This is a genomic window from Pseudoxanthomonas beigongshangi (assembly GCF_016820515.1).
Lineage (GTDB): Bacteria > Pseudomonadota > Gammaproteobacteria > Xanthomonadales > Xanthomonadaceae > Pseudoxanthomonas_A > Pseudoxanthomonas_A beigongshangi.
Genome location: NZ_JADHDV010000008.1, coordinates 1 through 23,125 on the forward strand (window position 1 = coordinate 1; position 23,125 = coordinate 23,125).

25 protein-coding genes are annotated in these 23,125 nt (G+C 67.0%); 10 read left to right on the forward strand and 15 right to left on the reverse strand.

Features of this window, described 5'->3' with window-relative positions:
• Window positions 1–216 precede the first annotated feature (216 nt).
• On the reverse strand, window positions 217–1,425 hold the full coding sequence (locus IQ458_RS07575) for a tyrosine-type recombinase/integrase (RefSeq protein WP_203322411.1): 1,209 nt from the start codon (window positions 1,423–1,425) through the stop codon (window positions 217–219).
• Window positions 1,426–1,685: 260 nt separating this feature from the next.
• Window positions 1,686–2,531, reverse strand: a complete 846-nt coding sequence (locus tag IQ458_RS07580) for a hypothetical protein (protein ID WP_203322412.1) — start codon at window positions 2,529–2,531, stop codon at window positions 1,686–1,688.
• 227 nt (window positions 2,532–2,758) lie between these two features.
• On the opposite strand from IQ458_RS07580, the gene IQ458_RS07585 reads away from it, so the two are divergent.
• On the forward strand, window positions 2,759–3,868 hold the full coding sequence (locus tag IQ458_RS07585) for a histidine kinase (RefSeq protein ID WP_203322413.1): 1,110 nt from the start codon (window positions 2,759–2,761) through the stop codon (window positions 3,866–3,868).
• Complete coding sequence (locus IQ458_RS07590; RefSeq protein ID WP_141452632.1) at window positions 3,865–4,617, forward strand: LytR/AlgR family response regulator transcription factor; 753 nt, start codon at window positions 3,865–3,867, stop codon at window positions 4,615–4,617. Before IQ458_RS07585 ends, IQ458_RS07590 begins: the two co-directional genes overlap by 4 nt.
• 17 nt (window positions 4,618–4,634) lie before the next feature.
• Here IQ458_RS07590 and IQ458_RS07595 read toward each other — a convergent pair whose 3' ends face one another.
• On the reverse strand, window positions 4,635–5,120 hold the full coding sequence (locus tag IQ458_RS07595; RefSeq protein ID WP_203322414.1) for a DoxX family protein: 486 nt from the start codon (window positions 5,118–5,120) through the stop codon (window positions 4,635–4,637).
• Window positions 5,121–5,332: 212 nt separating this feature from the next.
• On the opposite strand from IQ458_RS07595, the gene IQ458_RS07600 reads away from it, so the two are divergent.
• The 3 genes from IQ458_RS07600 to IQ458_RS07610 are packed head-to-tail and all read left to right on the forward strand — an operon-like array spanning window position 5,333 to window position 6,890.
• The gene (locus tag IQ458_RS07600) at window positions 5,333–6,025 is read left to right on the forward strand and encodes a glutathione S-transferase family protein (RefSeq protein WP_203322415.1); all 693 of its coding nucleotides are present in this window, start codon (window positions 5,333–5,335) and stop codon (window positions 6,023–6,025) included.
• A 2-nt stretch (window positions 6,026–6,027) separates the two neighbouring features.
• A complete protein-coding gene (locus IQ458_RS07605) occupies window positions 6,028–6,381 on the forward strand; it encodes an ArsR/SmtB family transcription factor (RefSeq protein WP_141452635.1) in 354 nt (117 codons plus the stop codon).
• A 20-nt stretch (window positions 6,382–6,401) separates the two neighbouring features.
• Window positions 6,402–6,890 carry an SRPBCC family protein gene (locus IQ458_RS07610; protein WP_203322416.1) on the forward strand — a complete coding sequence of 163 codons (489 nt, stop codon included), beginning with the start codon at window positions 6,402–6,404 and terminating at the stop codon, window positions 6,888–6,890.
• Here IQ458_RS07610 and IQ458_RS07615 read toward each other — a convergent pair.
• The 3 genes from IQ458_RS07615 to IQ458_RS07625 all read right to left on the reverse strand — a co-directional run bounded on the left by IQ458_RS07615 (window position 6,887) and on the right by IQ458_RS07625 (window position 9,119).
• The gene (locus IQ458_RS07615; RefSeq protein ID WP_203322417.1) at window positions 6,887–7,408 is read right to left on the reverse strand and encodes a hypothetical protein; all 522 of its coding nucleotides are present in this window, start codon (window positions 7,406–7,408) and stop codon (window positions 6,887–6,889) included. The genes IQ458_RS07610 and IQ458_RS07615 overlap by 4 nt on opposite strands.
• A 119-nt stretch (window positions 7,409–7,527) precedes the next feature.
• Window positions 7,528–8,292 carry an SDR family oxidoreductase gene (locus IQ458_RS07620; protein WP_203322418.1) on the reverse strand — a complete coding sequence of 255 codons (765 nt, stop codon included), beginning with the start codon at window positions 8,290–8,292 and terminating at the stop codon, window positions 7,528–7,530.
• Between the two features lie 116 nt (window positions 8,293–8,408).
• Entirely contained in the window at window positions 8,409–9,119 is a 711-nt protein-coding gene (locus tag IQ458_RS07625; protein WP_203322419.1) for a glutathione S-transferase family protein, read from the reverse strand.
• A 115-nt stretch (window positions 9,120–9,234) separates the two neighbouring features.
• On the opposite strand from IQ458_RS07625, the gene IQ458_RS07630 reads away from it, so the two are divergent.
• Complete coding sequence (locus tag IQ458_RS07630; protein WP_203322420.1) at window positions 9,235–10,131, forward strand: LysR substrate-binding domain-containing protein; 897 nt, start codon at window positions 9,235–9,237, stop codon at window positions 10,129–10,131.
• A gap of 47 nt (window positions 10,132–10,178) precedes the next feature.
• Here the strand turns inward: IQ458_RS07630 and IQ458_RS07635 are convergent, their stop codons facing one another.
• The 3 genes from IQ458_RS07635 to IQ458_RS07645 form a co-directional block, all read right to left on the reverse strand.
• Window positions 10,179–10,994: an isocitrate lyase/PEP mutase family protein gene (locus IQ458_RS07635; protein ID WP_203322421.1), complete on the reverse strand. Its 816-nt coding sequence runs from the start codon at window positions 10,992–10,994 to the stop codon at window positions 10,179–10,181.
• Between the two features lie 310 nt (window positions 10,995–11,304).
• The gene (locus tag IQ458_RS07640) at window positions 11,305–11,526 is read right to left on the reverse strand and encodes a hypothetical protein (RefSeq protein WP_141452642.1); all 222 of its coding nucleotides are present in this window, start codon (window positions 11,524–11,526) and stop codon (window positions 11,305–11,307) included.
• A gap of 347 nt (window positions 11,527–11,873) precedes the next feature.
• On the reverse strand, window positions 11,874–12,746 hold the full coding sequence (locus IQ458_RS07645; protein WP_203322422.1) for a M28 family metallopeptidase: 873 nt from the start codon (window positions 12,744–12,746) through the stop codon (window positions 11,874–11,876).
• Window positions 12,747–12,919: 173 nt separating this feature from the next.
• Here IQ458_RS07645 and IQ458_RS07650 point away from each other — a divergent pair, with 173 nt between their 5' ends.
• On the forward strand, window positions 12,920–13,567 hold the full coding sequence (locus tag IQ458_RS07650) for a response regulator (protein ID WP_183636819.1): 648 nt from the start codon (window positions 12,920–12,922) through the stop codon (window positions 13,565–13,567).
• Window positions 13,568–13,688: 121 nt separating this feature from the next.
• Here IQ458_RS07650 and IQ458_RS07655 read toward each other — a convergent pair whose 3' ends face one another.
• The gene (locus IQ458_RS07655; protein ID WP_203322423.1) at window positions 13,689–16,853 is read right to left on the reverse strand and encodes an Rne/Rng family ribonuclease; all 3,165 of its coding nucleotides are present in this window, start codon (window positions 16,851–16,853) and stop codon (window positions 13,689–13,691) included.
• A 410-nt stretch (window positions 16,854–17,263) separates the two neighbouring features.
• Here IQ458_RS07655 and IQ458_RS07660 point away from each other — a divergent pair, with 410 nt between their 5' ends.
• The gene (locus tag IQ458_RS07660) at window positions 17,264–18,253 is read left to right on the forward strand and encodes an RluA family pseudouridine synthase (RefSeq protein ID WP_203322424.1); all 990 of its coding nucleotides are present in this window, start codon (window positions 17,264–17,266) and stop codon (window positions 18,251–18,253) included.
• 17 nt (window positions 18,254–18,270) lie between these two features.
• Here IQ458_RS07660 and IQ458_RS07665 read toward each other — a convergent pair whose 3' ends face one another.
• The 3 genes from IQ458_RS07665 to IQ458_RS07675 are packed head-to-tail and all read right to left on the reverse strand — an operon-like array spanning window position 18,271 to window position 19,500.
• Window positions 18,271–18,729 (reverse strand): hypothetical protein, encoded by a 459-nt coding sequence (locus IQ458_RS07665; RefSeq protein WP_203322425.1) that lies wholly within the window; start codon window positions 18,727–18,729, stop codon window positions 18,271–18,273.
• 7 nt (window positions 18,730–18,736) lie between these two features.
• Window positions 18,737–19,150 carry an energy transducer TonB gene (locus tag IQ458_RS07670; RefSeq protein ID WP_203322426.1) on the reverse strand — a complete coding sequence of 138 codons (414 nt, stop codon included), beginning with the start codon at window positions 19,148–19,150 and terminating at the stop codon, window positions 18,737–18,739.
• The gene (locus IQ458_RS07675; protein WP_183636806.1) at window positions 19,150–19,500 is read right to left on the reverse strand and encodes a 4a-hydroxytetrahydrobiopterin dehydratase; all 351 of its coding nucleotides are present in this window, start codon (window positions 19,498–19,500) and stop codon (window positions 19,150–19,152) included. Before IQ458_RS07675 ends, IQ458_RS07670 begins: the two co-directional genes overlap by 1 nt.
• 92 nt (window positions 19,501–19,592) lie before the next feature.
• On the opposite strand from IQ458_RS07675, the gene IQ458_RS07680 reads away from it, so the two are divergent.
• Entirely contained in the window at window positions 19,593–20,189 is a 597-nt protein-coding gene (locus tag IQ458_RS07680) for an NfuA family Fe-S biogenesis protein (protein WP_183636803.1), read from the forward strand.
• Window positions 20,190–20,204: 15 nt separating this feature from the next.
• Complete coding sequence (locus IQ458_RS07685) at window positions 20,205–21,857, forward strand: hypothetical protein (RefSeq protein ID WP_203322427.1); 1,653 nt, start codon at window positions 20,205–20,207, stop codon at window positions 21,855–21,857.
• Between the two features lie 244 nt (window positions 21,858–22,101).
• Here IQ458_RS07685 and IQ458_RS07690 read toward each other — a convergent pair whose 3' ends face one another.
• Both IQ458_RS07690 and IQ458_RS07695 read right to left on the reverse strand, forming a co-directional pair.
• Entirely contained in the window at window positions 22,102–22,557 is a 456-nt protein-coding gene (locus IQ458_RS07690) for a c-type cytochrome (RefSeq protein ID WP_183636798.1), read from the reverse strand.
• Window positions 22,558–22,563: 6 nt separating this feature from the next.
• On the reverse strand, window positions 22,564–22,974 hold the full coding sequence (locus IQ458_RS07695; RefSeq protein ID WP_183641062.1) for a c-type cytochrome: 411 nt from the start codon (window positions 22,972–22,974) through the stop codon (window positions 22,564–22,566).
• Window positions 22,975–23,125: the final 151 nt, after the last annotated feature.

Here is a 23,125-nt window from a genome sequence, read left to right on the forward strand (position 1 = left end):
GATGTCTACGAAAGGCTGGCCGGTCCACAACGGACAGTCTTCGATGGCCCGAGAGCCTTGTCCCGCAACGTTTTCGGAATTGTTTGCGCCCTTTTAGGGTGCATGTGAGTTAGTTCGTGTTGCCTACTGTGAGTCGCGGTACCGGCTGGCTTGGGCGGCCACAGGTCACTGCACAAGTTTGACGTTTTCGGTAGTTGGGAAGTTAGGTACTTGCGCTCATTGGTCGGGTTTAGCGCTTTTGCTGTGTCCCACATTTCCGAGGCAATAGGTGCCCCAATCCGCCATAAGCGCCGCTCGCTTTTCGAGCATCTTGCTTCTCAGGTATGCGGCTTCGACTTTTCCTACTACCTTGTGTGCGAGCGACATCTCGATGATGTCTCGTCCGTGATTGGTTTTGTCAGCCGCCCAGTCCCGGAATGAGCTACGAAAGCCGTGACAAGTGGTGCCTTCGGCGCCCGGAATTGTTCGCAATACCTTCAACGGCGCGGCGGTAACGATTGGCCTGTTCGCCTTACCCGGAAATACGTGCGACTTCCCGGTGTTGGGTATCCCCTTCAAGAGCGCAATGGTCTGTTCGCTCAGAGGGACTTCGTGTGCCCTATTGGTCTTGGTTCGGCTTGGTGGCACGGTCCAGAGCTTCTGTTTCCAATCAATTTCTTCCCACTTCGCGCCTGTTGCTTCACCGGGTCGCGTGGCCGTCAGGACCTGAAATTGCAGGGCAAGGGCTGACAACTCCTTCCGCTGCCGGAGCTTCTTCATGAACTCAGGCATTTCCGCATAGGGGAGGGCGGGCCGATGCTCGACCTTCTTGAGCTTCTCCGGCGGGGCAAGTAGGTGCTGAAGATTTCCCTTCCATCTGGCTGGATTGTCACCAGAACGAAATCCGCTCACGTTCGCCCAGTCCAGTACCCGTTCGATGCGTCCGCGTAGCCTAGTGGCCGTCTCCGTTTTGTCATGCCATATCGCGCTCAGCGCGCTGTACACAAGGTTTGTGTCAATGTCTGATACGGGGAGCCTGAGTAGTGAGCCGCAATAGGTGTCGATGGTGGACCGCCACTGGTCGACATGCTTTGGGTTACGCCACGAATGCTCGTTGGCGGCAATGAATCGGTTAGCGCACTCACCGAAGGTCAGCATCCTGCTCTGCTCGGCCCTCGCGCGTTGAAGGGCGGCCCTTCGGGATGCAATCGGGTCGATGTTTGAGCGGAGCTGCGACCGGCAGGCGCCGGCTAGTTCGCGGGCTTCCGCGAGCTTGACGTCCGGATAGGGTCCCAAGCCCTTGTCTCGAGACTTCCCTGTGGTCCGGTCGCGGTAACGGAACACCCAAGTCTTGCGTCCGTCCGGCTTCACAAGCAAATAGAGTCCGCCGCCGTCACCGTGCCTGCCGGCGGGGGCTTTACCCACGAAAGGAACCGTGAGCTTCATTTCTGTTCCCTACTTTGTTCCCAACATTGTAAGGATATCTTGAACTTGGGGTCGCCGGGAGAAGCGAATTTCAATTGAGAAAAAGCCTTAAATTTAAGTGTTTTATAGGCTTTTATGGGATGGTCAGGATTCAAACATAAATTTTGTTTGGCTGCCACTCTCTCCGCCAAACCTTCGCAGAACGCCCCCTACGGGGGCGTTTGCGTATCCGCCTGGATGATGGGACGGCACTTGCAGGCAAGTTGCAGTGCCCGCTTGCGTCACTTCTTCTTCTTCGCCTGCACGCAGTTCTCCAGCCACAGCATCCGCTTGAAATCGTCGTAGCGATGGAAGCTGCCGGTGAAGGTGGCGTAGTGGCCCTTGCGGAAAGTCAGCACGTTGGCGAGCTGGTTGGCGTTGAACAGACAGGCCACGCCAACGCGCGGTTGGTCGTCGCCGGGCACCTTGATCAGGACTTCGCTCTCGTCGGGGATGTCGAAGGAGACGTTGTACTCGGCGCCATCTTCCTGGATATAGTCCACGCGGCCCTTCAGGCTGTACTTGCGGCCCTTGTGGCGGGCGTTGACCACCAGCGCGTTGCCCTTGGCCTCGCGCGCGATCTCGCGGGAGAACACGTATACGTCCTTGAACGTGGTGTCCGCCACGTTCTGGGTGCGCGCGCCCTGCGCGCCGGCGGTCCTGCCTTCCTTGCCGCCCTTGATCTTCGCCATCAGCTGGCACATGTACGGACGCATCGAATCGGCTTTGGCGAACTGGCCCTTCTCGGTCTTGACCGTCATCTCCACTACCGCCGCGTTGCCCTCCTGGCTGACGTTGATCAGCGTGGGGACGGCGCGGGTGAAATTGGTCGAGCGCTGTTCCACCAGCATCGTGCCGGTGCCAGCGTCCTCGGTGATCACGTCCATCTTCTCGGCGATCATGATGCCGCGGATCTGACCCATTGCGTCGGCCACGGACAGATCCGGCACCGTCACCTTGCTGGAGAAGTCGGCGCCGGAAAACACGCTGCCGGATTTGCTGAAGTTGTCCTCGCATTCGCCGGCCCACGCGACCGGGGTCGCGCCCGCCAGGGCCAGGGGAAGCAGGAAAAGAAATCGGTGTGCCATGGGATCCTCTCGTGGTGGAAGCCGTCGTCCTTGCGCGGAAGCCTGGGCTTCCTGGCGTTGTCCGCCCGGCGGGAGTGCGCCATCTTTCTCGCCGCCGGGACAGGACCGCCATCCGGCTGTGACGAACGGCACCGGGCGCGTGACGAACGCCACGCGCGCCCGACATCCTGAAAAAAAGCCCGCCGGATACCTGTACGACGTCGCGACGGAGCGGTAGGGTGGCGCCCGTGGACAAGCGCCCCTTCAAGATTCCCCTGATCGTCTGGATGGTCCTGCTGTGGTGGACCGCGTACTCGGTGATGTTCGCCAGCCAGGTCGTGGCCATGGGCGACACCGATGGCAAGCCGATCGCCTGGTCGCGAGCGCTGCACTTCAGCTTCGGTGGCTGGATGACCTGGGTGCCCTTCAGCCTGGGCGTCCTCTGGCTGGTCCGGCGCTTTCCCATCGAGCGCGGGTCCGTCATGCGGGCCCTGGGCGTGCAGTCGCTGGGCGTGGCGGCCATCATCGTGCTGAAGGCCGCGTACGTTTACCTGACCGACCCGATCTTCCAGTGGTATGACGTCCTGCCGGGTTTTGGCGAGGTCGTGGTCACCAGCATCCGCAACAACCTGATGACGGCATGGACGGTGATCGGCGTGGCGCACGCGTTCGTGTACTACGAGCGTTCGCGCGAGCGCGAAAAGCGCATCGCCGACATCGAGAAGAGCCTGGTTTCCACCCGGCTCGAAGCGCTGCGCGCGCAGGTCAATCCGCACTTCCTGTTCAATGCCCTGAACTCGGTGGCGGAGATGGTGCATGTGGACCGGGATCTGGCCGATCGCATGCTGGTTTCGCTGTCGGCGCTGCTGCGCGACGGACTCAAGCAGGACGAAATGCAGGAGCGGCCGCTGCGCGACGAACTGGCGGTGGTGGATCACTACCTGATGATCGAAAAGATCCGCTTGACCAGCCGTTTGCAGGTGCGCCGGGAAATCGATGCCGACTGCCTGGACGTGCCGGTGCCGGTATTGATACTGCAGCCGCTGGTCGAGAACGCCATCGTCCACGGCATCGCCCGGCGCAAGTCTCCCGGCGGGTTGCTGATCCGGGCGAGGTTGATCCATCGCGTCCTTCATCTTGCCGTGGAGAACAGCGCCGAACCCGGCACCGCTACCGTCGCCGGCAACGGCGTGGGCCTGCGCGGCGTCGCCGGACGCCTGCAACTGCTGTATGGCGATCGGGCGCGCCTGTCGAGGCCGGATACCTCCCCCGACCGGTATCTGGTCGAGCTGGAAATCCCGTTGCCCGCGGTCGACGCGACGACGCTGGGCACCCGTCCGCTGGAGCGGGTGGCATGAGCCTGAAAGCCGCCATCGTCGATGACGAACCGCTGTCGCGCGCGCGCCTGCGCCGGCTGCTGGAAAAGGTCGCCGGCGGCAGCATCGCGGTGGTGGCCGAGTGCGTGGACGTGGAGGAACTGCTGGAGGCGGCCCGCAGGACCGCCATCGACGTGCTGTTCCTGGACATCGAGATGCCCGGCGGCGATGGATTTTCCGCGCTCACGCAATGGCGTGGACCGCAGCCGCTGGTGGTGTTCGTCACCGCCTATCACGAACACGGCGCGCGCGCCTTCGACGCCCGCGCGGTGGACTACCTGCTGAAGCCGCTGTCCGCCGAACGCCTGCAACAGACGGTGGAGCGCCTGCGCGAGCGCCTGGCCTTGCAGGGTCTGCAGGTGGCGACGGTCGACGACGGTGTACGCCGGATTCCGCTGCAGGTCGGGCAGCGCGTGCAACTGGTGCCGGAGAGCCAGATCAACGTCGTCGAGGCGCAGGGCAACTACCTGGACATCGACTGCCAGCAGGGACGCTACACCCTGCGTCGCACGCTGGCGTCGTTCGAGGCGGAACTGGACGCGCTGGCGTTCCTGCGCGTGCACCGCTCAACCATTGTCCGCGCGGGCGCGATCCGGGAAATCATGCCGATGGGGTCGGGCCGCTACCGGATCGACCTGCATACCGGACGCCGGTTGGTCAGTGGCCGCAACTACCGCGATCAGATCCACGGCTTGATCCGCCGTGGCATTCCGGTGCCGTCACCGGCGTAGCGCTCCCAGCGACCGCATCAATCCGTTCCGGTCAACCGCACCAGCGGTGGTGGCGCCTTGTCCTTCACCTGCGGCATGAGGGCGGCGACGGCCTGCGCGTGTCGATTGGCGTCATGCGCGGCGATCACCAGCAGCATGGCGAGCAGCGCGATGCTGTACTCGCTGCCGCCGACGCCGTGCTCGCCGACGAACCAACCGTTCTTCCAGTGGATGAGCAGGATGCCGACGCCGGCAATCACCGCCAGGCCCGACGCCGCCCAGCGCACGCCGAGGTTGAGTACGAGCAGCGTGCCGGCGGTGAGTTCGTACAAAGTGATTGCCCAGACCCAGGCCGAGCCGTGCGGGAATCCCTGCGCCTCCATGAATTCGGCGAAACGGGGAATCGTGCCGTTGAAGATGCGGACGGCGGCGTGGGCCATGAACAGGATCGCGGTGACGATGCGCAGGAGCTGCAGGCTGGTCCCGGCGCGGATCCAGGGATAGCCGTTGAACAGGGAATGCATGGGCGATGTTCCGGATGGCAGGCGCGGGGAAGGAGGCACGATGGACATCGCCGCATCGCCGGACAACGCGGCTGGGACAAAGGGCACGGTCGGGGTGACCAAGCGGAAGCCGGCGCGGGCACTTGCGCCCGGTCCGGCGCCGGGCTAATACTTATCCAATAGGGAAACTATTGGGCGGGCCATTCCCGGCGCGCATTCCCCGGAGGACATCGATGGATCTGGTGCTCTACTACCACCCGCTCGCCTCGTTCTGCCACAAGGTGCTCATCGCGCTGTACGAGCACGGCACGCCCTTCGAGGGCGTCATCGTCCGGCACGACAACGCCGATTCGCTGGATGCGTTCCTGGAGGTCTGGCCGGTGGGCAAGATGCCGGTGCTGCGCGATGTGCGCCGCGAAGCGGTGATTCCGGAATCCAGCATCGTGGTGGAGTACCTGGACCAGCACTATCCCGGGCTGCGCCCCATGTTGCCGACGGAGCCGGAAGCCGCATTGCAGGTGCGGCTATGGGATCGGTTCTTCGACCACTACGTCCATCAGCCGGTACAGAAAGTCGTCATCGACCGCCTCCGCGGCGACGGCGAGCACGACGCACGCGGCGTGGCCGAAGCGCTGGCCACGCTCGATAGCGCCTATGCCATGCTGGAAAAGCAACTGGCCGGACGCGAATGGATCGCCGGCGACACGTTCAGCCTGGCCGACTGCTCCGCGTCGCCGGCGCTGTTCTATGCCGGCATCGTGCACCCGTTTCCGCCCGGACTCGGCGCGCTGGCGGCCTATTTCGAACGCCTGATGGCGCGGCCCTCGGTGCGCCGCACCTATGACGAGGCGCGGCCTTACTTCGATCTTTTTCCCTATCGCGAGCGGATACCCGCACGCTTCCTGCAACCGCTGGAGACGGACTGACCATGGCGGCGCAGGCTTCCGAACGCCTGGACGCGCTGTTCCATGCGCTGGCCGACGACAGCCGGCGGCGGATGGTCGATCAACTCAGCCAGGGACCGGCTTCGGTATCGGAGCTGGCGCGGCCACTGGACTTGGCGATGCCGTCGGTGGTCAAGCACCTGGCCGTATTGGAGCGGGGCGGATTGGTGGCCTCGGAGAAGCAGGGGCGCGTGCGCACGTTCCGGTTGATACCGGGCGCGCTGGCCCAGGTCGAAGCGTGGGCGGCTCAACGCGAGCGTAGCTGGCGGCGTCGCTTCGACCGGCTGGAAGCCTTCCTCGCCCGCACCGGATCCGATGACGCGGATTCCTCCCGCTGAAACTGCCCAAGGAGCATCGCATGCCGCCCCTTTCTGAACTGTCCGAGGCACACACCCACTTCCGCATCGATCGCAAGCTGCCGGCAACGCCGGCGCGGGTGTTCGCGGCGTGGTCGCAGGCCGAGGCCAAGCAGGCGTGGTTCTCCTGCCACGACGACTGGAACAACGCCGGCTACGCGCTGGATTTCCGCATCGGCGGCAGCGAATACAACCAGGTCCATGACAGCGATGGACTCGCGCACGTGTTCCGTGCGCATTTCCTCGACATCGTGCCCGAGCGGCGCATCATCTACGCCTACGACCTGCTGCTGGGCGAGCGGCGCATCTCGGTATCGCTGGTGACGGTGTCGCTGCGGCCCGATGCCGGCGGCACGCTGATGTCGTTCACCGAACAGGTCGTGTTCCTGGACGGCTATACCGATCATGGCGAACGCCGCGAGGGGACCGAAGTCGGATTGGAGAGACTGGCGGCCTGGCTCGCCGGGAACTCCGGCACCATCGCCGGCTAGCGTTTGCGCGTTCCATCGAGGCGGGCGTCGAGCATCGCTTTCACCTCGGGACGTTCGAAGCCGATGTCCAGTTCGCCGTCGCTGATCTTGCGCGCATAGGCGTCGCAGGCGTGGCACCGGCGGGCGGGCTCATCGACCTGTTCCATCTCCTCGGCGAAGGTGCCGGCGACCTCTTCGACCGCAGCCATGAGCGCGGCTTCGGCTTCTTCGCGGGTGACGCCGAACTGGCGCACGCCCATCGCGTAGGTCTCCTCGCGCAGGGTAGGGCCCAGATCCACGTAGGCCTGGTTGCGTTGCCGCCAGGCGCGGATGCTGTCCAGCCCGGTGGCGGCGAAGCCGGCGTCCTGGCGGGTGCAGTAGTCGAGAATCCTGCTGACCGTTTCGGTGCGGGTGGTGACGTTCTGCGCCGCGCGCAGCAGGATCTGCTGTTCCTCCGACAACGGCGCGTCCTGCGCCGATGCGGTAGCCGTTGCCAGGCACAGTGCCGCGCCGACCCATCCCATGGTGTTCGTCTTCATCGATGTTCCCCCGTGGCGGCCGCTGCGACCGCCGTTGAGCCGATTCCCCGCCGTCACTCTAGCGTGGCGCGCGGGGACAGGCGAGGAGGAAAAGCGGGAAGGTGCCGGGCGCGCCGCCTCTACATGCGGGTGATCGAAACGCCACCATCGACCAGCAGCGCGGTGCCGGTGGTGAAGGAGGAGGCGTCGGAAGCCAGGTACAGCGCCGAGCGCGCCTGTTCCTCCGGCGTGGCGGTACGCTTGAGCGCGTGCAGGTTCTCGACGAAGGCCCAGGATTCCGCGGTGCCGTTCATCGCCCGTGCCATCGGCGTGTCGGTGCCGCCGGGAAGCAGGGCATTGACGCGGATGCCTTCGGCGCCGAACTCCGCCGCCAGCGCGCGGGTCAGGCCGAGCAGGCCGGCCTTGCTCGCCGCGTAGGCGGCTGCGCCTGGCAGGCCGACCGTATGGCCGACGAAGGTCGAGGTGAAGATCAGCGAGCCGCCGCCGCGCGCCTGCATTGCCGGCAGTTGGTGCCTGGCGGCCAGGAACGCGCTGGTCAGGTTGATGTCCAGGGTGTCGCGCCAGCCTTGCGCGGATATGCCCGGTGTCGGTCCCATCTCGCCAAGCGTGCCGGCGTTGTTGAACGCGATGTCGAGCCCGCCGAAATGTTCGAGCGCGGCCTGTACCGCGACCCGCGCGCAGCTTTCGTCACGCACGTCGCCGGCAACCGCGACCGCTTCGCCGCCCTCGTCGGCGATGGCGGAGACCAGCCGGCGCAGACCTTCCTCGCCGCGTGCGACCGCGACGATGCGGGCGCCTTCGCGCGCGAACAACCGGGCACTGGCCTCGCCGATACCGGAACTGGCGCCGGTGACGATGGCGACCTTGCCTTGCAGAACCTTCATGGAGAACCCTCGTGGAGAAGAGGCGCCAGTGTGTCGGCGATGCCTTCCGGCGACTCTCCGGTTCTTGCGCCTCCGGCGACGGGATGCCGCCGGAGGCCATTCATTGCCCCGGGGAATCAGGCGGCCTGGCGGAACTCGCCGAGCACGCCCTGCAGCGGCACCTGGCCCTGGAATCCACCCGCGGACACCGCCGGGCGTCCGGCTTCGATCGCATGCGCGAAGATCACCGCCGGGTCGGCTTCCAGTTTGTCGAACAGGCGCTGCAGGTTCGGGTAATCGCGGCGATCGATCACGTCGTGGTACTGCGTCCAGCGGGCAATGCCGATGAAGTAGGCGTCGGCCAGCGTGCGCTGATCGCCGAGCAACCAGGGACGGTCGCCCAGCAACTGTTCCAGCAGGGCGTGCGCGCGCACGACCCTGCCGCGGCCGTATTCGCCCAGCACCTGGTTCTCGACGCCTTCGCTGCCGTGCTCCAGCGCATGCCATAGCGGGCTGAAGGCGTTGAAGAAGGCGGTGTTGAGGAACGCCAGCATCTGGTTGAGCCGGTCGAACCCCGGCGTGCCCTGGGCGAATGCCAGCCCGGTGTCCAGGCCACGCGCGCCGAGATGGTTGAGGATGGCCATGCTTTCGCTGATGGCGCGGCCGTCCGTGGTGATCAGGGTGGGGGTCTCGCCGACCGGATTCAGGCGGCGATAGTCGTCGCCGGTGACTTCCTCGGGCATGGCAATCCGGCTGAGCCGATAGGGCAGGCCGAGCCATTCCAGCGCGACGATGGAACCGAAGGAGCAGCCCGAAGGCACGCCGTACAGCAGGGTAGTGGTGGTCATGGATGAAGATCCTGGGGAGAAGGGGAATCCGGCCGGTGGGGAAACAATAGAACTGTGGACTTTGACCGTGTAGTCGGCAAAATGGCGACTTATCGTCTACATTCATGGACTTTCAGTGCTCAATCTCAACGACCTGGTGTTCTTCGTCGCCGCGGTCGAACACGGCGGTTTCGCGCCGGCCTCGCGCCGGCTGGGGCTACCCAAGTCGACCCTGAGCAAGCGTGTGGCCGAATTGGAAGAGGCGCTGCAGGTGCGGTTGATCCATCGCACCTCGCGCAGCTTCACGCTGACCGACGTCGGGCGTGATTTCTACGAGCATGCCCGTGCCTCGATCATTGAGGCCGAGGCCGCGCAGGACATCGTGCGCCAGCGGGTGGCCGAGCCCAGCGGCACCGTGCGCATCACCGCTTCCGTGCCGGTGGCGCAGGAGCAACTGGCCGCGCACCTGCCGCGACTGGCGCAACGGTTCCCGCGCCTGTGCCTGCAACTGGACGTGACCGATCGGTTCGTGGACGTGGTCCAGGAAGGCTATGACATCGCCGTGCGCAGTCATTTCGCGCCCTTGCCCGATTCGGGACTGGTGCAGCGCCGAATCGGGCAGGAGAGCATCGTGCTGGTCGCTTCACCCGGCTATCTGGACGCCCACGGAATGCCGACGGACCCGGAAGCGCTGGAACGGCATGACGGCTTGTTGAGCGGTGCCGGCGCAACGCGCTGGACACTCATGGCGGGGGCCGCGGACGCGCGGACCGTGGAGGTCACCCCACGGCCGCGCATGATTGCCAACGAATCGCAGGCGCTGCGGGCGGCGGCCGGCGCGGGGCTGGGGATCGCCTGCCTGCCGGAATCCTTGTGCCGCCCGGATTTGGACGAAGGCCGACTGTCGCGTGTCTTTCCGGGATGGCATGCCGGCCGGGTGACCACCACGCTGGTGATGCCGCACCGGCGCGGGCAACTGCCCGGCGTGCGCGCGGTCGTGGATTTCCTGATCGAATCCCTGGGCCATGACTGACGCGCCGCATCGTGAATGCAGCGGCGCGCGACGCCGAACGAGGCGGATCAGGCGGAAGCGAACAGCGCGTTGAGCTGCCCGTAGCCCAGCGCCTGCGGATCCGCCGGCATGCCGGCGCCCTCGGTGAGGAACGACTGCGCACGGCGTTGCAGGTGGCCAGCGACCGATTCGGCGAGATCCGAACCGGCGCTGAGGCGGCGCACACCACACCGGCGAAGCCGGTCGCGATCCGGCAGCGCGGCGCGCCACAGGACATTCAGCGGCAGGCCCGCGTCCTGGGCGATGGCGGTGATCTCGGTTTCCTCGACCACGCCCGGCACGAACAGCCCATCGGCGCCGGCCTCGCGGTAACGCGCGGCGCGCGCCTGGGTTTCCTGCACGCTGGCCGCACCCGCCGGAGCGAGCCGGCGCAGATAGACATCGGTGCGCACGTTGACGAACACATCGCTGCCAGCCTCCCGGCAATGTTCGCGGATGCGCGCGATCTTGGCGCACAGCACGGCGGGATCGTCGCCGCCGTCCTCGAGGTTGATGCCCGACACGCCCCGCCGGACCAGATGCAGCACCGTGTCGGCGACGGTGTCGGGATCATCCGAGTAGCCGCCTTCGATATCGACGGTCAACGGCGTCGACAGGACACGGACGATGCTGTCGACGCTGTCCAGCAAGCGCGCGACCGGCAGATGGTCGCCGTCCGGATAGCCCTGTGACCACGCCAGGCCGGCGCTGGTGGTGGCGCTGGCGCGCGCGCCCAGCGATTCGATCAGGCGCGCGCTGCCCGCGTCCCAGGCGTTGGCGAGCAGCAGCAGCCCATCGGCGTGCAACTGGCGGAAGAGGGCGGTGCGTTCGGCGGTGGTCGGCATGCTGGCGGTCCAGGAGGGAATGCCGCGATGCTGCCACAGCCCGCGTGCGCGGACTCACCGTTTTCGGTCATCATCAGGCCGCAGCAAAAAAGAAAGGTCCGGCACCATCCAGGCCGGACCTTGAAGGGGGAGGTTCCCGGGCCGCTTCCGCTTGCTCAAGGCGGCGCCCTTTTCCTTTGCAGAGCGGTCTTCCTGACCGTCGCAGGGCGTGCTTCCGGGAACGCGTCCAGAATGCCGCGGCGCACGCGACCAGTCAGTCGGTGCAGTGCCCGACCTGCTGTAGGAAAAATCCGATGTTCCGGGACCCGGGTCAGGCACGCAGCCGACGAACGCCGCGGAACAGGCGCCACTTGCCGTCTCCTCCCTCGACATTGATCGCGTAATCCAGGCCCTGCTGCTCGCGTTGCCAGGCGAGCTTGCTGGCGTAGGCGAGCGCGGAAATGCGCGACGGGAAATGCAGGGGTTCGGATTCGTTGATCGACAGCAGGAAACTGCCGTCGTGGCCGGGCGAATGGGGGAGATCGAGCGTCATCATGGCGCGGCAGGGCAGCATCGGTTGCCGACAGGCTAGCGACAGGGATGTCATCTCCGTGCAAAGAAACGCCTTCGCCTTTGGTATGACGCGCCGGCACGTCGCACGCGCTTCTCTACACGGCTTCTTCGCATCGGACGACGTATAAACCAAACGAGTGGCAGGCGCCGATCACCCCGGCCCGCTTCCCGGACCGGCCGATGACCCGGGAGCCACCAGAGAGCCCAACGTCCGCGCACAGGCGTGGATGCCCGGCGGTCAGTCGCGAGCCCGACACCGTCGCCGTCCGGAAAGCCGGGGCGGTTCTCGCATGCCGCCCCGGCAAGGTGCTTCTTTCCGCGTGTTTCTTATCGCGCGGCGGCATCCCAGTCGCGCAGTCCCTGCTCGATGACATCCAGGGCATCGTCCACGCGGCCGTCGTCGAGTTCGGCGACCGTGTCACGCGGACTGTGGATGACCTGCATGACCTTCGGTGCGGTGGCCGGTTTCTTGCCGCCGAAGACCGCCAGGATCGGATCGATTTCGTCGCCTCCCACCAGCGAGAAGGAAACCGCCGGCCATTCCTGCTTGAGGAACGCGAGATGATCGGTGGGCGGATAATGTTCACCCGACTGGAAGCCCAGCTTGTGCGCCGTGCTTGCGCTGCGCAGCGCGGCGATCAGCGGGGTATCCGCTTGCGGTGACATCATCCACAGGGTATCGCCCCAGCCGAACACGTCGAAGTTGACGTACAGCGCAGGTTTCTCGCGTCCCGGCGTGGTGACGTAGGCATGCGAGCCGAGCAGGCCGGCTTCCTCCAGATCCCAGAACGCGATCTGGACCCGATGGTTGACCAGTGGCCGTGCCTTCAGGCGTGCGGCCAGTTCCAGCACCGCGGCGGAACCGGATGCGTTGTCGGTCGCGCCGTGGCCTACCGCGACGCGATCGTAGTGCGCGCCGATCAGCAGCAGCGGTGCATCGGCTTTTCCGCCCAGGTCGGCGAGCAGATTGCGGCCATGCTTGTCCTTCTGTTCGAAGGCCTCTTCGCGCCAGGTCACGCCCATGGCGTCGAGGCGATTGGTGATGGCCTGTCCGCGCGCGGCGGTATCGGCGCCCGCGCTGATGCGGGCAACCTGGCCTTTCCATTCCGCCGCATCGCCGCCGTCGGCGGCGCAGACGGGCAGGGCAACCAGCAGCAACAGGCCGGCCCAGAACGGGCGTGCCGATGTTTTCGATGTCATTCAAGGCTCCTTCCGAAGGCGTGAACGGCGAGTATGCATGAGCCGGGAACCAGGACGATGCATGACCAGTGGGAGGTCATCGCGGTGCGGACGGACGGCTAGAATGTGAGTTGCGATGGCCGCATTCCGGGAATAGGCTCGGTGTTGAGCCGAGGCTCGAAAGGGGATGTGGCATGACGATTCGAGTATTCCTGATTGACGATCACGCGCTGGTGCGGACCGGCATGCGGATGATCCTCGCGCAGGAAACCGATTTCGAGGTGGTGGGCGAGGCGGAGAGCGGCGAGGAGGCCTTGCCGGTCATCCGCAAGCTGAAGCCAGACGTGGTGCTGTGCGATCTGCACCTGCCCGGATACAGCGGGCTGGAAGTGACCGAGCGCATCGTGCGCGGTGACCAGGAGACGCGGGTGATCATCGTGTCGGTGCTGGAAGACGGGCCGTTGCCCAAGCGCCTGCTGGAAGCCGGCGCGTCCGGCTATCTGGGCAAGGGCGGCGACGCCCAGGAGCTGATCCGCGCGGTGCGTGACGTCGCCCGCGGCAAGCGCTATCTGGGCAGCAGCGTGGCCCAGAACCTGGCGCTGCTCAACGTGTCCGGGGATGGTTCTCCCTTCGATGCGTTGTCGCCGCGCGAACTGGAAGTCGCCATGCTGCTGATCCAGGGCCTGCGCCAGGAAGAAATCGCCAAGCGCCTGAGCCTGAGCGCCAAGACCGTCAACACGCACAAGACGCGCCTGTTCGAGAAGGCGGGGGTCACCGACAACATCGCGCTGGCGCGACTGGCCGCCCAGTACGGATTGCTCGACCCGGCACGGGCGCTCTAGCAGGCCGGTTGCCCGGCGCTTCCATTTGGCGCCAAGCGCGCATCACGCATTTCAAGCGGACAAAAAGAAAACCGGCTGTCGCCAGCCGGTTTTCGTCGTGCCTGCGCGCTTGCGCCTGATGTCAGGCGCTGCGCTCGTTCTCCGGATGATTCGGATCGACCGGCTGATCTTCATCGTCGTTGTGGGCGATGCCGGCCGAGGTCTCCGGTGCGGTCGGCTTGGGCGTGGCGACCGGTTCGAACAGGCCACGCGTCACCGACGGCGGAGTATCCGCATCCAGCGCGAAGAACAGCGATCCGGTGGTGCCGCGCGGCGGCGCGGAAGGCGTCGCCGGCTGGGCGGCCGGGGTCGGCTCGGCAAGTTCGGCGCGCACCGGTTCACTGGCCGGCTCGGCCACGACCTCAGTGCTTGCCGCCACCGGCGGGGAGGCCGCTTCGTTCGGAGCGGGCGCGATCGCCGGGGTTTCGGTCACGTCCGTCGCGGACGCAACGGCGGGAGACTCCGTCGCGATGTCCTGCTGGACCGCCTGGACAATCTCGTTGCCGGCCCGGGCTTCGACCCTCACGGTTTCGGCGATGACGGCGCGCGCGTCGCCACTATCCGCGACCGCGGCGACTTCGGCCCGTGCCTCGGCAACGACTTCGACCGGTGCCGTCGGGACGGCGACGGGAGCGGTCTGTGCCACGGCATCCGCTACGGGCTTGTCCTGCACCGGCGTGGCCGGAGCAGGCGTTTCCGCAGGCGTCACCGGCGCGACGGCCGTCGGACGGTTGGCACCGGCGGGACGGGACGGCGCGGGAGCCGGTTCCTCGTCGTCGAAATCGAACTCCGGCTGCGAACGGCTGGCGACCGCATCCTGTTCGTCCGGACCCAGATCGGAAAGATCGTCGCCGCCCTGATCGTCGGCCAGCGTTGCGCCCTCGGCATTGCCACGACGGCGACGGCGGCCACCACGGCGACCACGGCGGCGACGTCCGCCGCCTTCGCCCTGCGCGGCATCACCGGCTGCGCCTTCCTCGGACGCAGTCACGCTGTCCGCGGCGGCTGCCTCCGCGGTCTGTTCGGCGATGGTTTCAGGCTGAACCTGCGGCTGCGGACGCGGTGCTTCCGTTGCAGCAACCGCGGCCACGGTAGCGATCTTGCCCACTTCGGTCTCGGCGGGCGCGACGGCGACCGGCGAAGCGGTTTCCGGCTTCGAAGCCGGGGCGGCCTGCGGCTTCTGCGCCGGCTGGGCCTGTTCGCCACGCGGCTTCGGTGCCTGCTGCTGGCCTTGGCCTTGCTGTCCCTGCTGACGGGGAGCCTGCGGCTGCTGTTGCTGCTTCTGCTTGGGCTGTTGCTGCTGCCCCGGCTGCTTGGGCTGCTGCTCGCCGCGCGGCTTCTGCTGCGCGTTCTGCTGGCCCTTGCCGCGGCCTTCCTCGCGGCGCTGCTGGCCGTTGCCTCCGCGTCCCTGGCTCTGCTGCTGGCGGTTGTCACGGCGCTGGCCGCGATCATTGCGTTCGTTGCGCGGCAGGCGGTTGTCCTGCTGACGCGGCTGCGGCGCGGGCGCCGGCGCGCTTTCGGCGCCGACCAGGCGCTTGAGCCAGCCGAACAGGCCACCGGAAGCCGGCGCGGCGACCGGTGCCGGGGCAGGCGCGGGGGCGACCGGCGCGGGCGCAGGGACCTCGCGTTCTTCGCGCACCGGGGCGGGCTGCGAATGCTTCACGTGGGTCACCGCCGGGGCGGCCGGGATGTTCAGCTGCGCCTTGGTCAGCGCATGCACGGGCAGCTTGCGCGGGGTGCCGCGCTGGTAGCTGGGCTTGGTGCTTTCCTCGCCCAGCTCGTTCTCGCGGATGCGGGTGACCTCGTAGTGCGGGGTGTGCAGCGCCTCGTCGGCGACGATGATGATCGGCGCGTCGTGGCGGGTCTCGATCTCGCGCAGCGCGCCGCGCTTCTCGTTGAGCAGGAAGTTGGCGATTTCCACCGGCGCCTGGACCAGGACCTGTCCGGTGTTCTCCTTCATCGCGTGCTCTTCGGCCACGCGGATGATGGACAGCGACAGCGACTCCACGCTGCGCATGCGGCCGTGGCCGTCGCAGCGGGGGCAGACGATCTGGCTGGATTCGCCCAGCGACGGACGCAGGCGCTGGCGGCTCATTTCCATCAGGCCGAAGCGCGAGATGCGGCCCAGCTGCACGCGGGCGCGGTCGTACTTCAGTGCGTTCTGCAGGCGGTTCTCGACCTCGCGCTGGTGCTTGTTGCTCGACATGTCGATGAAGTCGATCACCACCAGGCCGCCCAGATCGCGCAGGCGCAGCTGGCGGGCCACTTCCTCGGCCGCCTCCAGGTTGGTGTGGAACGCGGTCTCCTCGATGTCGCCGCCCTTGGTGGCGCGCGCCGAGTTGACGTCGATGGCCGTCAGCGCCTCGGTCTGGTCGACCACGATGGAGCCGCCGGAGGGCAGGCGGACATTGCGTTCATACGCGCCTTCGATCTGGGATTCGATCTGGAAGCGGTTGAACAGCGGGATGTCGTCCTTGTAGTGCTTGAGCTTGCGCAGGCTCTGCGGCATGACCTGCTGCATGAACTCGCGCGCGGTCTCGTGCAGTTCCTCGGTGTCGACCAGGATTTCGCCGATGTCAGCGCGCAGGTAGTCGCGCAGGGCGCGCACGATCAGGCGCGACTCCTGGTAGATCAGGAACGGTGCCGGCTTGGTCAGCGCGGCCTCGGCAATCGCCTTCCAGACCTGCAGCAGGTAATCCAGGTCCCACTGCAGCTCTTCGGCGTCGCGGCCGACGCCGGCGGTGCGGATGATGACGCCCATGTCGTCGGGGATGGCCAGCGAGTCCATGGCCCGCTTCAGCTCGGCACGGTCATCGCCCTCGATGCGGCGCGACACGCCGCCGGCGGTGGGCGAGTTGGGCATCAGCACCATGTAGCGGCCGGCCAGGGAGATGAACGTGGTCAGGGCGGCGCCCTTGTTGCCGCGCTCATCCTTGTCCACCTGGACGACGACTTCCTGGCCCTCGCGCAGCAGTTCGCGCAGGCCGGCCTTGTTGTGGTCGACCCCGGCCTGGAAATAGTCGCGGGAGATTTCCTTCAGCGGCAGGAAGCCATGCCGGTCTGCACCGTAGTCGACGAAGGCGGCTTCGAGGGAAGGTTCGAGCCGGGTGATGCGGCCCTTGTAGATGTTGGACTTCTTCTGTTCTTTCGACGGTTGCTCGATATCGATGTCGTACAGCGTCTGGCCATCCACGATCGCGACGCGCAGTTCTTCAGCCTGCGTCGCATTGATCAACATGCGTTTCATTGTTTGCGTTCCTCGCGCGCTACTACCGCGCGGAACGCCATGGCGTTTCGCCTCTGGAACGGTGCTCCGCCCCTTGCGCAGGCGCAGCGGGGCGGGTTGGGTTTCCAGCGCTACGACACCACGGCAGGCCGCGGGAGCGCTTTTTTAATGTGTGTTACGGGCCGGCGGCAGCTTCCCAACCAGTGGTGGCGCCGCGCGGGACATGTTCAGCTACGGGCGCCGTCACGCGTCCGGCGGTATCCGGGTTCGCCGGCAAGCCGCTAACATGGCCGCCCCTGGGGCGGTGGCCGCGTGCCTGCCGGAATCGCGGGGAGCCGGGCTTCTGGCCCACGGCTTGCTTCCAAGCCGGCAACTCCCTGCGAAATCAAACCCTTATCTCGCCCGCCGAGTGTAGCAGAATAATAGTGACCATGACCGCTTCGCCCCCCGCTTCACGGCCGCAGGCCGGGACCAAAGCCACCGTCCGCCTGGTCAGGGTCCCGGAAGACCGGGGCGGACAGCGACTGGACAACTTCCTGCTGGGCCAGCTGAAGGGCGCGCCACGCAGCCTGGTCTACAAGCTGGTCCGGAGCGGCCAGGTCCGGGTCAACGGTGGTCGCGCCAAGGCCGAGCGCAAGCTGGAGGCGGGCGACGAGGTCCGGATTCCCCCCGTCAATCTCACTGAAGCTGGAGACAAGGCGCCGCCTCCGACCGGCTTCCTGCAACGGATGGAGGCGGCAATCGTGTTCGAGGACGCCCGCCTGCTGGTCATCAACAAGCCCTCCGGGGTGGCCAGTCACGGTGGCAGCGGCATCAGCCACGGCGCCATCGAGACCATGCGCGCGCTGCGCCCGGGACAGACGCTGGAACTGGTGCACCGCCTGGATCGCGACACGTCCGGCCTGCTGATCATGGCCAAGAAGCGTTCCGCGCTGTCCGAACTGCAGGCGCTGATGCGCGAGAACGACAGCGACGAGGGGCGCGGCATCGAGAAGCGCTACCTGACCCTGCTGGTGGGGCGGATGCCGGACGGGGTGATGAGCGTGGATGCGCCATTGCATGTCGGCCTGCGCCAGGGCGGAGAGCGGCATGTGCAGGTCAATCCCGCCGGCAAGGCGTCACTGAGCCATTTCCGGGTACTGGAGCGGCGCGCTGGTCATTCGTATTGCGAAGTCGTCATCGAGACCGGCCGCACGCACCAGATCCGCGTGCATGCGCAGCACCTCGGGCATCCGGTGGCCGGGGATGACAAGTACGGGGATCCGGCGGTCAACAAACGCCTGCGCGACCAGGCCGGCCTGAAGCGGCTGTTCCTGCATGCCGCCTCGCTGGAATTCGCGCTTGACGGCGGCAAGACGCCCTACCTGCTCAATGCGCCGCTGGCGCCGGAATTGGCGGAAGTGCTGAACCGGCTGGGTTGAGCCGGCAAAAACCGCTTTCAGAGCTGCGGCGCCAGGCGCTGTTCCGCAATGACGCGCAGTTGCGGCTGCTCGGTTCGCACGGTGACATGTCCGGGTAATCCATCCGGGAAACTCAGCACCAGATCCGCCTGCGAATAGGCGAGACAGCAGCGTGGCTCGAATGGCGTCGCCGCATTGGAAACCAGCGGAATCATGATCTGCAGATCTTCATCGGCGCGCCAGGCGCGGATACCCGCCGCATTGACGCTTTCCTGTTCGTCATGGCGAACGGTCAAGCTTACTCGCAGGGTTCGTTCGTCGACGACGGACACCAGCATGTCGGCGGCACGGCCGTCACCCGGAATCGATTCCGCCTCGGCGATATGCGCATCGACGCGGACGGGCAGGTAGCGCAACTCGGCGGGCTGCGGCGGAGGCGGTGGCAGATTGGCGGGCTGGACTTGCGCCAAGGACCACGCCAGCAACAGGTTCAGCAACGCAGGTTCATCCCTGGCGTTGCGAATCCAGCGCGAAGCACTGGTTCGGCCGTTCGGCGGGCGGGGTGAAGGTCACCGGCACCTGGATGGTCTGGCTGATCGCCTGGCCGTTGCGGGTGGCGGCCTTGAACTGCCATCCGTGCACGGCCTTCTGCGCCGCTTCGTCCAGCGCCGGTTGGCCGCTGCTCTTGAACACGCCGACTTCGGTCGGAACGCCTTCGATGCCGACGACGACCTTCAGCGTGGACACGCCGCCGATGCCGGCGCAGGCCAGTTCAATCGGATACTCGGGCGGGGGCGTGTCGACCGCCGCCAGTTCGGTCGGCGCCGCCACCGGCGCGGCCGGGGTGCCAGAACCGCCGCAGGCGGACAGCGTTGCCGCCAGCACGGTGGAAGTCGCCCACAGGGGAAGAATTCTCATCAGGGAGCTCCGGTGACCAACGCCTCGGCCTTGGCCGCGCAGATGAAGTCGTTTTCGCTGAGTCCGCCGACATCGTGGGTCGAATAGCGGACCACGGCGCGGTTGTAATGTACGCCCAAATCCGGGTGATGGTCCTCGCGGTGGGCGATGTAGGCCAGCGCATTCACGAACGCCATGGTCTCGTGGTAGTTGGCGAACGTGAAGGTCTTGCACAGCGCATGGCCGTCCTCGGCCAGTTCCCAGCCGGGCAGTTCCGGCATCAGTTCGGCGATGCGGGCCTGGCCCAGCTTGTGCTCGCCGCCACGCAGGGGCACGCAATGGGCCTGGGCGAGGGGGATCAGGTCGGTCATGAGTCCTCCGGGAAAGCCGGTCCGCTGAACGCCGGCACACGTTACGATGGTCCGGACGGGCAAGCCCCGGCCGGAACGCTAGAATACCCCGCATGATCCAGATTTCCGACAGCGCACAGGCCCATTTCCGCAAACTGATCGAGCGCGAGTCGCTGCCCGGTCTCGGCGTGCGGCTCAGCGCGGTGCATGCAGGTACCCCGCGCGCCGATGCGCGCCTGGAGTTCGCCGAACCGCGCGATCTGGCCGGCGACGAATGGGCGGTGGACTGCGACGGGTTCACCTTGTACGTGCAGGCCGACAGCGTGGCCTGGCTGGATGGTGCCGAGATCGACTACGTCTACCAGGGCGCCAGCACCCAGCTGACCATCAAGGCGCCCAAGATCAAGGGCGAGGTACCCGCCGAGTCCGCATCCCTGGTCGAGCGCGTGCGCTGGGTGGTGGAAAACGAGATCAATCCGCAACTGGCCCAGCACAAAGGCAAGGTGGCGGTGGAGCAGGTGACCGGCGACGGTGTCGTGTACCTGCGCTTCGGCGGCGGTTGCCACGGTTGCGGCATGGCCGACGTGACCCTGAAACAGGGTATCGAGAAGACCCTGGTCGCGCGCGTTCCCGGCGTGACGGCGGTGCGCGATGCCACCGATCACGATACCGGCGCGGCTCCCTACATTCCCCGCGGCAACGCGGCCTGACATAGCCCCGCGCCGGTGACGCGAGCCGCCGAACTCATCATCCAGGCGCTGTTGCCGCGCAAGGCGGCTCCCATACTGGAGCGTCACACCGGCCTGCCGTATGGCTGGGGACTCTGGCTGCGCGCGCTGCCGGAACGCCTCGGCATCATCACCCGCGAAAGGTCCGAAGCCATCGTCACGGACCTGATGATGCGCCCGCCGCCACCGCCGGGTCCGATCGCGCCTGCGCTGGGTTTCTGGGGCGGTCTGCGTTCGCTGTTCTACCAGGACTGGGATCCGCCGCCGCGCGAGGAACGTGGCATCCGCTGGCTGGCTGGTTTCACCAGCCTGCTGATGCACCTGTTGTTCGTGCTGCTGCTGGTCTGGGTCGCGGTGGTCCGCCTGCCACCATCGCCGGCGGAAGCCGGCGACAGCAGCCGCGTGCAGGTCGAATTCGTCGGCCGCGGCACGCCCGAGGAAACCGGTGGCGGCGCGCCGCAGGCGACCTCTTCGCCGGCGCCGGCCGCTTCCGGTGGCGAGGCCGCGAGCCAGGATGCCAGCACCGTGGCCACGCCCCGGCGGATGCCCGAATTCGTGCCGCCGTCGCCGACGCTGGCCACCGAAACACCGCAGGTGCGCGAACGCGAAATCGCCGAGCCGGCACCGCAGGCACCGCAGCCGGTGCAGGTCACCGAAGTGCCGGCGCCGACCACCGAATACGTATTGCCGCCGCCCAATCTGCGTCGCGATGCGGTGACCGCACCCACGATCACCCCGCGCGAACTGAGCGTGCCGCAGCGCGAGGTCACCGTGCTGGAAACCCCGGCGGTACCGCGCGTGGACACGCAGCGCGGCATCGCCGCACCGCAAATCAACCGACCGGTGCCGCAGGTGCAGGAGCGCGAGATCGCCGCGCCGTTGCCACAGGTGCGCACGGCGCAGGTACCCACGCGGGTGGCGCCGGTACGCGATCTGCAACAGCCGGCCCCGGGCGTGCGCGAACGCGAGATTCCGGCGCCGCGCCCGGCCACGACGCAGGGCAATGCCAGTGCCGCGAGCACGCCGGCCCCGGCCACCGCCCGCGATACCGGCACAGGTCCGCAGGCGGCCACGCCTTCGGCGTCGAAAGGCCTGCAGCCCGGGGCGACGCGATCGGGACCGGCGCAGGCCGATCGCAGCGGCGGCTGGGCCACACCGCAGCGCGGCGACGACTGGGGAGCTTCGCGGCGCAACGTCGCTGGCGACAGCGGCGCCAATGCCGGGCAGAAGCCGGGCCTGTTCAACGCCGATGGCAGCGTGCGGGTGCCGACCGGCGCCGGTGCCGGCGAGGGTCCGGCGACCGCCAGCGAACGCGGCGCGCCCGGCGGCGGCAATGACCAGTGGACGCGCGAGAAGATCGACAGTTCCGGCACCTGGCTCCAACGTCCGCCCTACGACTACGAACCGACCAGCTTCGACAAGTACTGGGTGCCGAACGAGTCGCTGTTGGCCGAATGGGTCCGGCGCAACATCCGCGAAGCGGTGATCCCGATTCCCGGAACCCGCAAGAAAATCCGCTGCGTGGTGTCCGTGCTGCAACTGGGCGGCGGCTGCGGCCTGTTCGACCCCAATCTCAACGAACAACCGGCTTCGGCGCGTCCGCCGCCGGAAATCCCGACCAAGCGCACGCCCATTCCCACCGATTCCTGACGCCGGACGCCACGGGTGTGGCCGTTCGGTGGCGCGATACAAGACTTGGGGGAAAACAGCTGGCGTTTTCCGGCAAACCGTCCAGCAATGGCATCACGATGATGCAAGGCCCGCATGGCATGCGGCATACGGCTCGAATCCAGGGCCGATGAGGGTGGCCCCGGCCATTGCGGATGTCATCGGCACAAAAAGAAACGGAGCCTTGCGGCTCCGTCTCCGACGAGGATGTCTGCCTGTCGCGGTTTCAGTGCACGCCGTGCAGGTCGCGCAGCTTGGACTCGCGCGAGCCGAAGTAGGCGGCCAGATCCGAGATGTCCTGGTCGCTCAGGCCGGCGGCCTGCGGCGACATCAGCGCGTGCTGGCGATCGCCGGCGCGGTAGGCCTGGAGCGCATGCGCGATGTAGTCGGCGTACTGGCCACCCAGCTTCGGGTAGGTGCCGTCGATCGGGGCATTGCCGTCGGCGCCGTGACAGTCGATGCAGCTCTGGCCGGTGGCCTTGCCCTTGGCGTTGGCCAATTGCTCGCCTGCGGCGATGCGGCCGTCCGGCAGGCCGGCGGAGGAACTGGAACCGTGCTCGCCACTGGCGTGGCCGGGATCGGCGGCGGCGGTCTCGTTGGTTTCCACCTTGGAGCATGCCGCCAGGGCGAGGGCGGCGAGCAGGGCGATGGCTAGACGCTGGGCGTGCTTGGCGTTGGGCATGGCGGATTACTTGACGGTGGAAAGGAAGGCGGCGATGTCGGCGATGTCCTGATCCGAGAAGCTTTCGGACTGCGCCTGCATGGTCGGGTGCTTGCGGGCCCCCTTCTTGTATTCGGTCAGCGCATTGACCAGATATTCCGCCGACTGGCCGCCGATGCGCGGCACGTGGTAGTTCGGGTAGGCATTCTTGTAGCCGGTGATGCCGTGGCAGCCCTGGCAGGTGTACGTCAGGGTGCGGCCCTTGTCGGCGTTGCCGGTGATCGGCGCGGCGGCGGGGGCGGCGGGAGCAGCCGCCGGAGCCGCAGCAGCGGGGGCCGGCGCGGGCGCGGCTTCGCTGGTGGGGGTCTGGGCGGTCAGGGCGGCCATCGGCAGGGCGGCGGCCAAGGCAAGGCAAGCGGCGAGCGGAAGCGGTCGCATCATGTCGTTAATCCGGGACTCTCATTTGCGCGCGCCGCGTCCAACCGCAGCGCTTGGCTTCGCGAAGTATAACGTTAACGTCACGAATGCCGCCATCCGCCGGACGGTCACGCCGGTGCCGCATGGTCGATGCACCCTTGGCGACAACCGG

Excerpts from the sequence above, each read along its gene's own strand:
- IQ458_RS07675 (WP_183636806.1), bottom strand. The coding sequence starts at position 19,500 with ATGACCGACCTGATCCCCCTCGCCCAGGCCCATTGCGTGCCCCTGCGT.
- IQ458_RS07670 (WP_203322426.1), bottom strand. The coding sequence starts at position 19,150 with ATGAGAATTCTTCCCCTGTGGGCGACTTCCACCGTGCTGGCGGCAACG.
- IQ458_RS07595 (WP_203322414.1), bottom strand. The coding sequence starts at position 5,120 with ATGCATTCCCTGTTCAACGGCTATCCCTGGATCCGCGCCGGGACCAGC.
- IQ458_RS07580 (WP_203322412.1), bottom strand. The coding sequence starts at position 2,531 with ATGGCACACCGATTTCTTTTCCTGCTTCCCCTGGCCCTGGCGGGCGCG.
- IQ458_RS07690 (WP_183636798.1), bottom strand. The coding sequence starts at position 22,557 with ATGCCCAACGCCAAGCACGCCCAGCGTCTAGCCATCGCCCTGCTCGCC.
- IQ458_RS07635 (WP_203322421.1), bottom strand. The coding sequence starts at position 10,994 with ATGCCGACCACCGCCGAACGCACCGCCCTCTTCCGCCAGTTGCACGCC.
- IQ458_RS07660 (WP_203322424.1), top strand. The coding sequence starts at position 17,264 with ATGACCGCTTCGCCCCCCGCTTCACGGCCGCAGGCCGGGACCAAAGCC.
- IQ458_RS07655 (WP_203322423.1), bottom strand. The coding sequence starts at position 16,853 with ATGAAACGCATGTTGATCAATGCGACGCAGGCTGAAGAACTGCGCGTC.
- IQ458_RS07650 (WP_183636819.1), top strand. The coding sequence starts at position 12,920 with ATGACGATTCGAGTATTCCTGATTGACGATCACGCGCTGGTGCGGACC.
- IQ458_RS07575 (WP_203322411.1), bottom strand. The coding sequence starts at position 1,425 with ATGAAGCTCACGGTTCCTTTCGTGGGTAAAGCCCCCGCCGGCAGGCAC.
- IQ458_RS07620 (WP_203322418.1), bottom strand. The coding sequence starts at position 8,292 with ATGAAGGTTCTGCAAGGCAAGGTCGCCATCGTCACCGGCGCCAGTTCC.
- IQ458_RS07645 (WP_203322422.1), bottom strand. The coding sequence starts at position 12,746 with ATGACATCGAAAACATCGGCACGCCCGTTCTGGGCCGGCCTGTTGCTG.
- IQ458_RS07610 (WP_203322416.1), top strand. The coding sequence starts at position 6,402 with ATGCCGCCCCTTTCTGAACTGTCCGAGGCACACACCCACTTCCGCATC.
- IQ458_RS07640 (WP_141452642.1), bottom strand. The coding sequence starts at position 11,526 with ATGACGCTCGATCTCCCCCATTCGCCCGGCCACGACGGCAGTTTCCTG.
- IQ458_RS07600 (WP_203322415.1), top strand. The coding sequence starts at position 5,333 with ATGGATCTGGTGCTCTACTACCACCCGCTCGCCTCGTTCTGCCACAAG.
- IQ458_RS07695 (WP_183641062.1), bottom strand. The coding sequence starts at position 22,974 with ATGCGACCGCTTCCGCTCGCCGCTTGCCTTGCCTTGGCCGCCGCCCTG.
- IQ458_RS07625 (WP_203322419.1), bottom strand. The coding sequence starts at position 9,119 with ATGACCACCACTACCCTGCTGTACGGCGTGCCTTCGGGCTGCTCCTTC.
- IQ458_RS07680 (WP_183636803.1), top strand. The coding sequence starts at position 19,593 with ATGATCCAGATTTCCGACAGCGCACAGGCCCATTTCCGCAAACTGATC.
- IQ458_RS07615 (WP_203322417.1), bottom strand. The coding sequence starts at position 7,408 with ATGAAGACGAACACCATGGGATGGGTCGGCGCGGCACTGTGCCTGGCA.
- IQ458_RS07590 (WP_141452632.1), top strand. The coding sequence starts at position 3,865 with ATGAGCCTGAAAGCCGCCATCGTCGATGACGAACCGCTGTCGCGCGCG.
- IQ458_RS07605 (WP_141452635.1), top strand. The coding sequence starts at position 6,028 with ATGGCGGCGCAGGCTTCCGAACGCCTGGACGCGCTGTTCCATGCGCTG.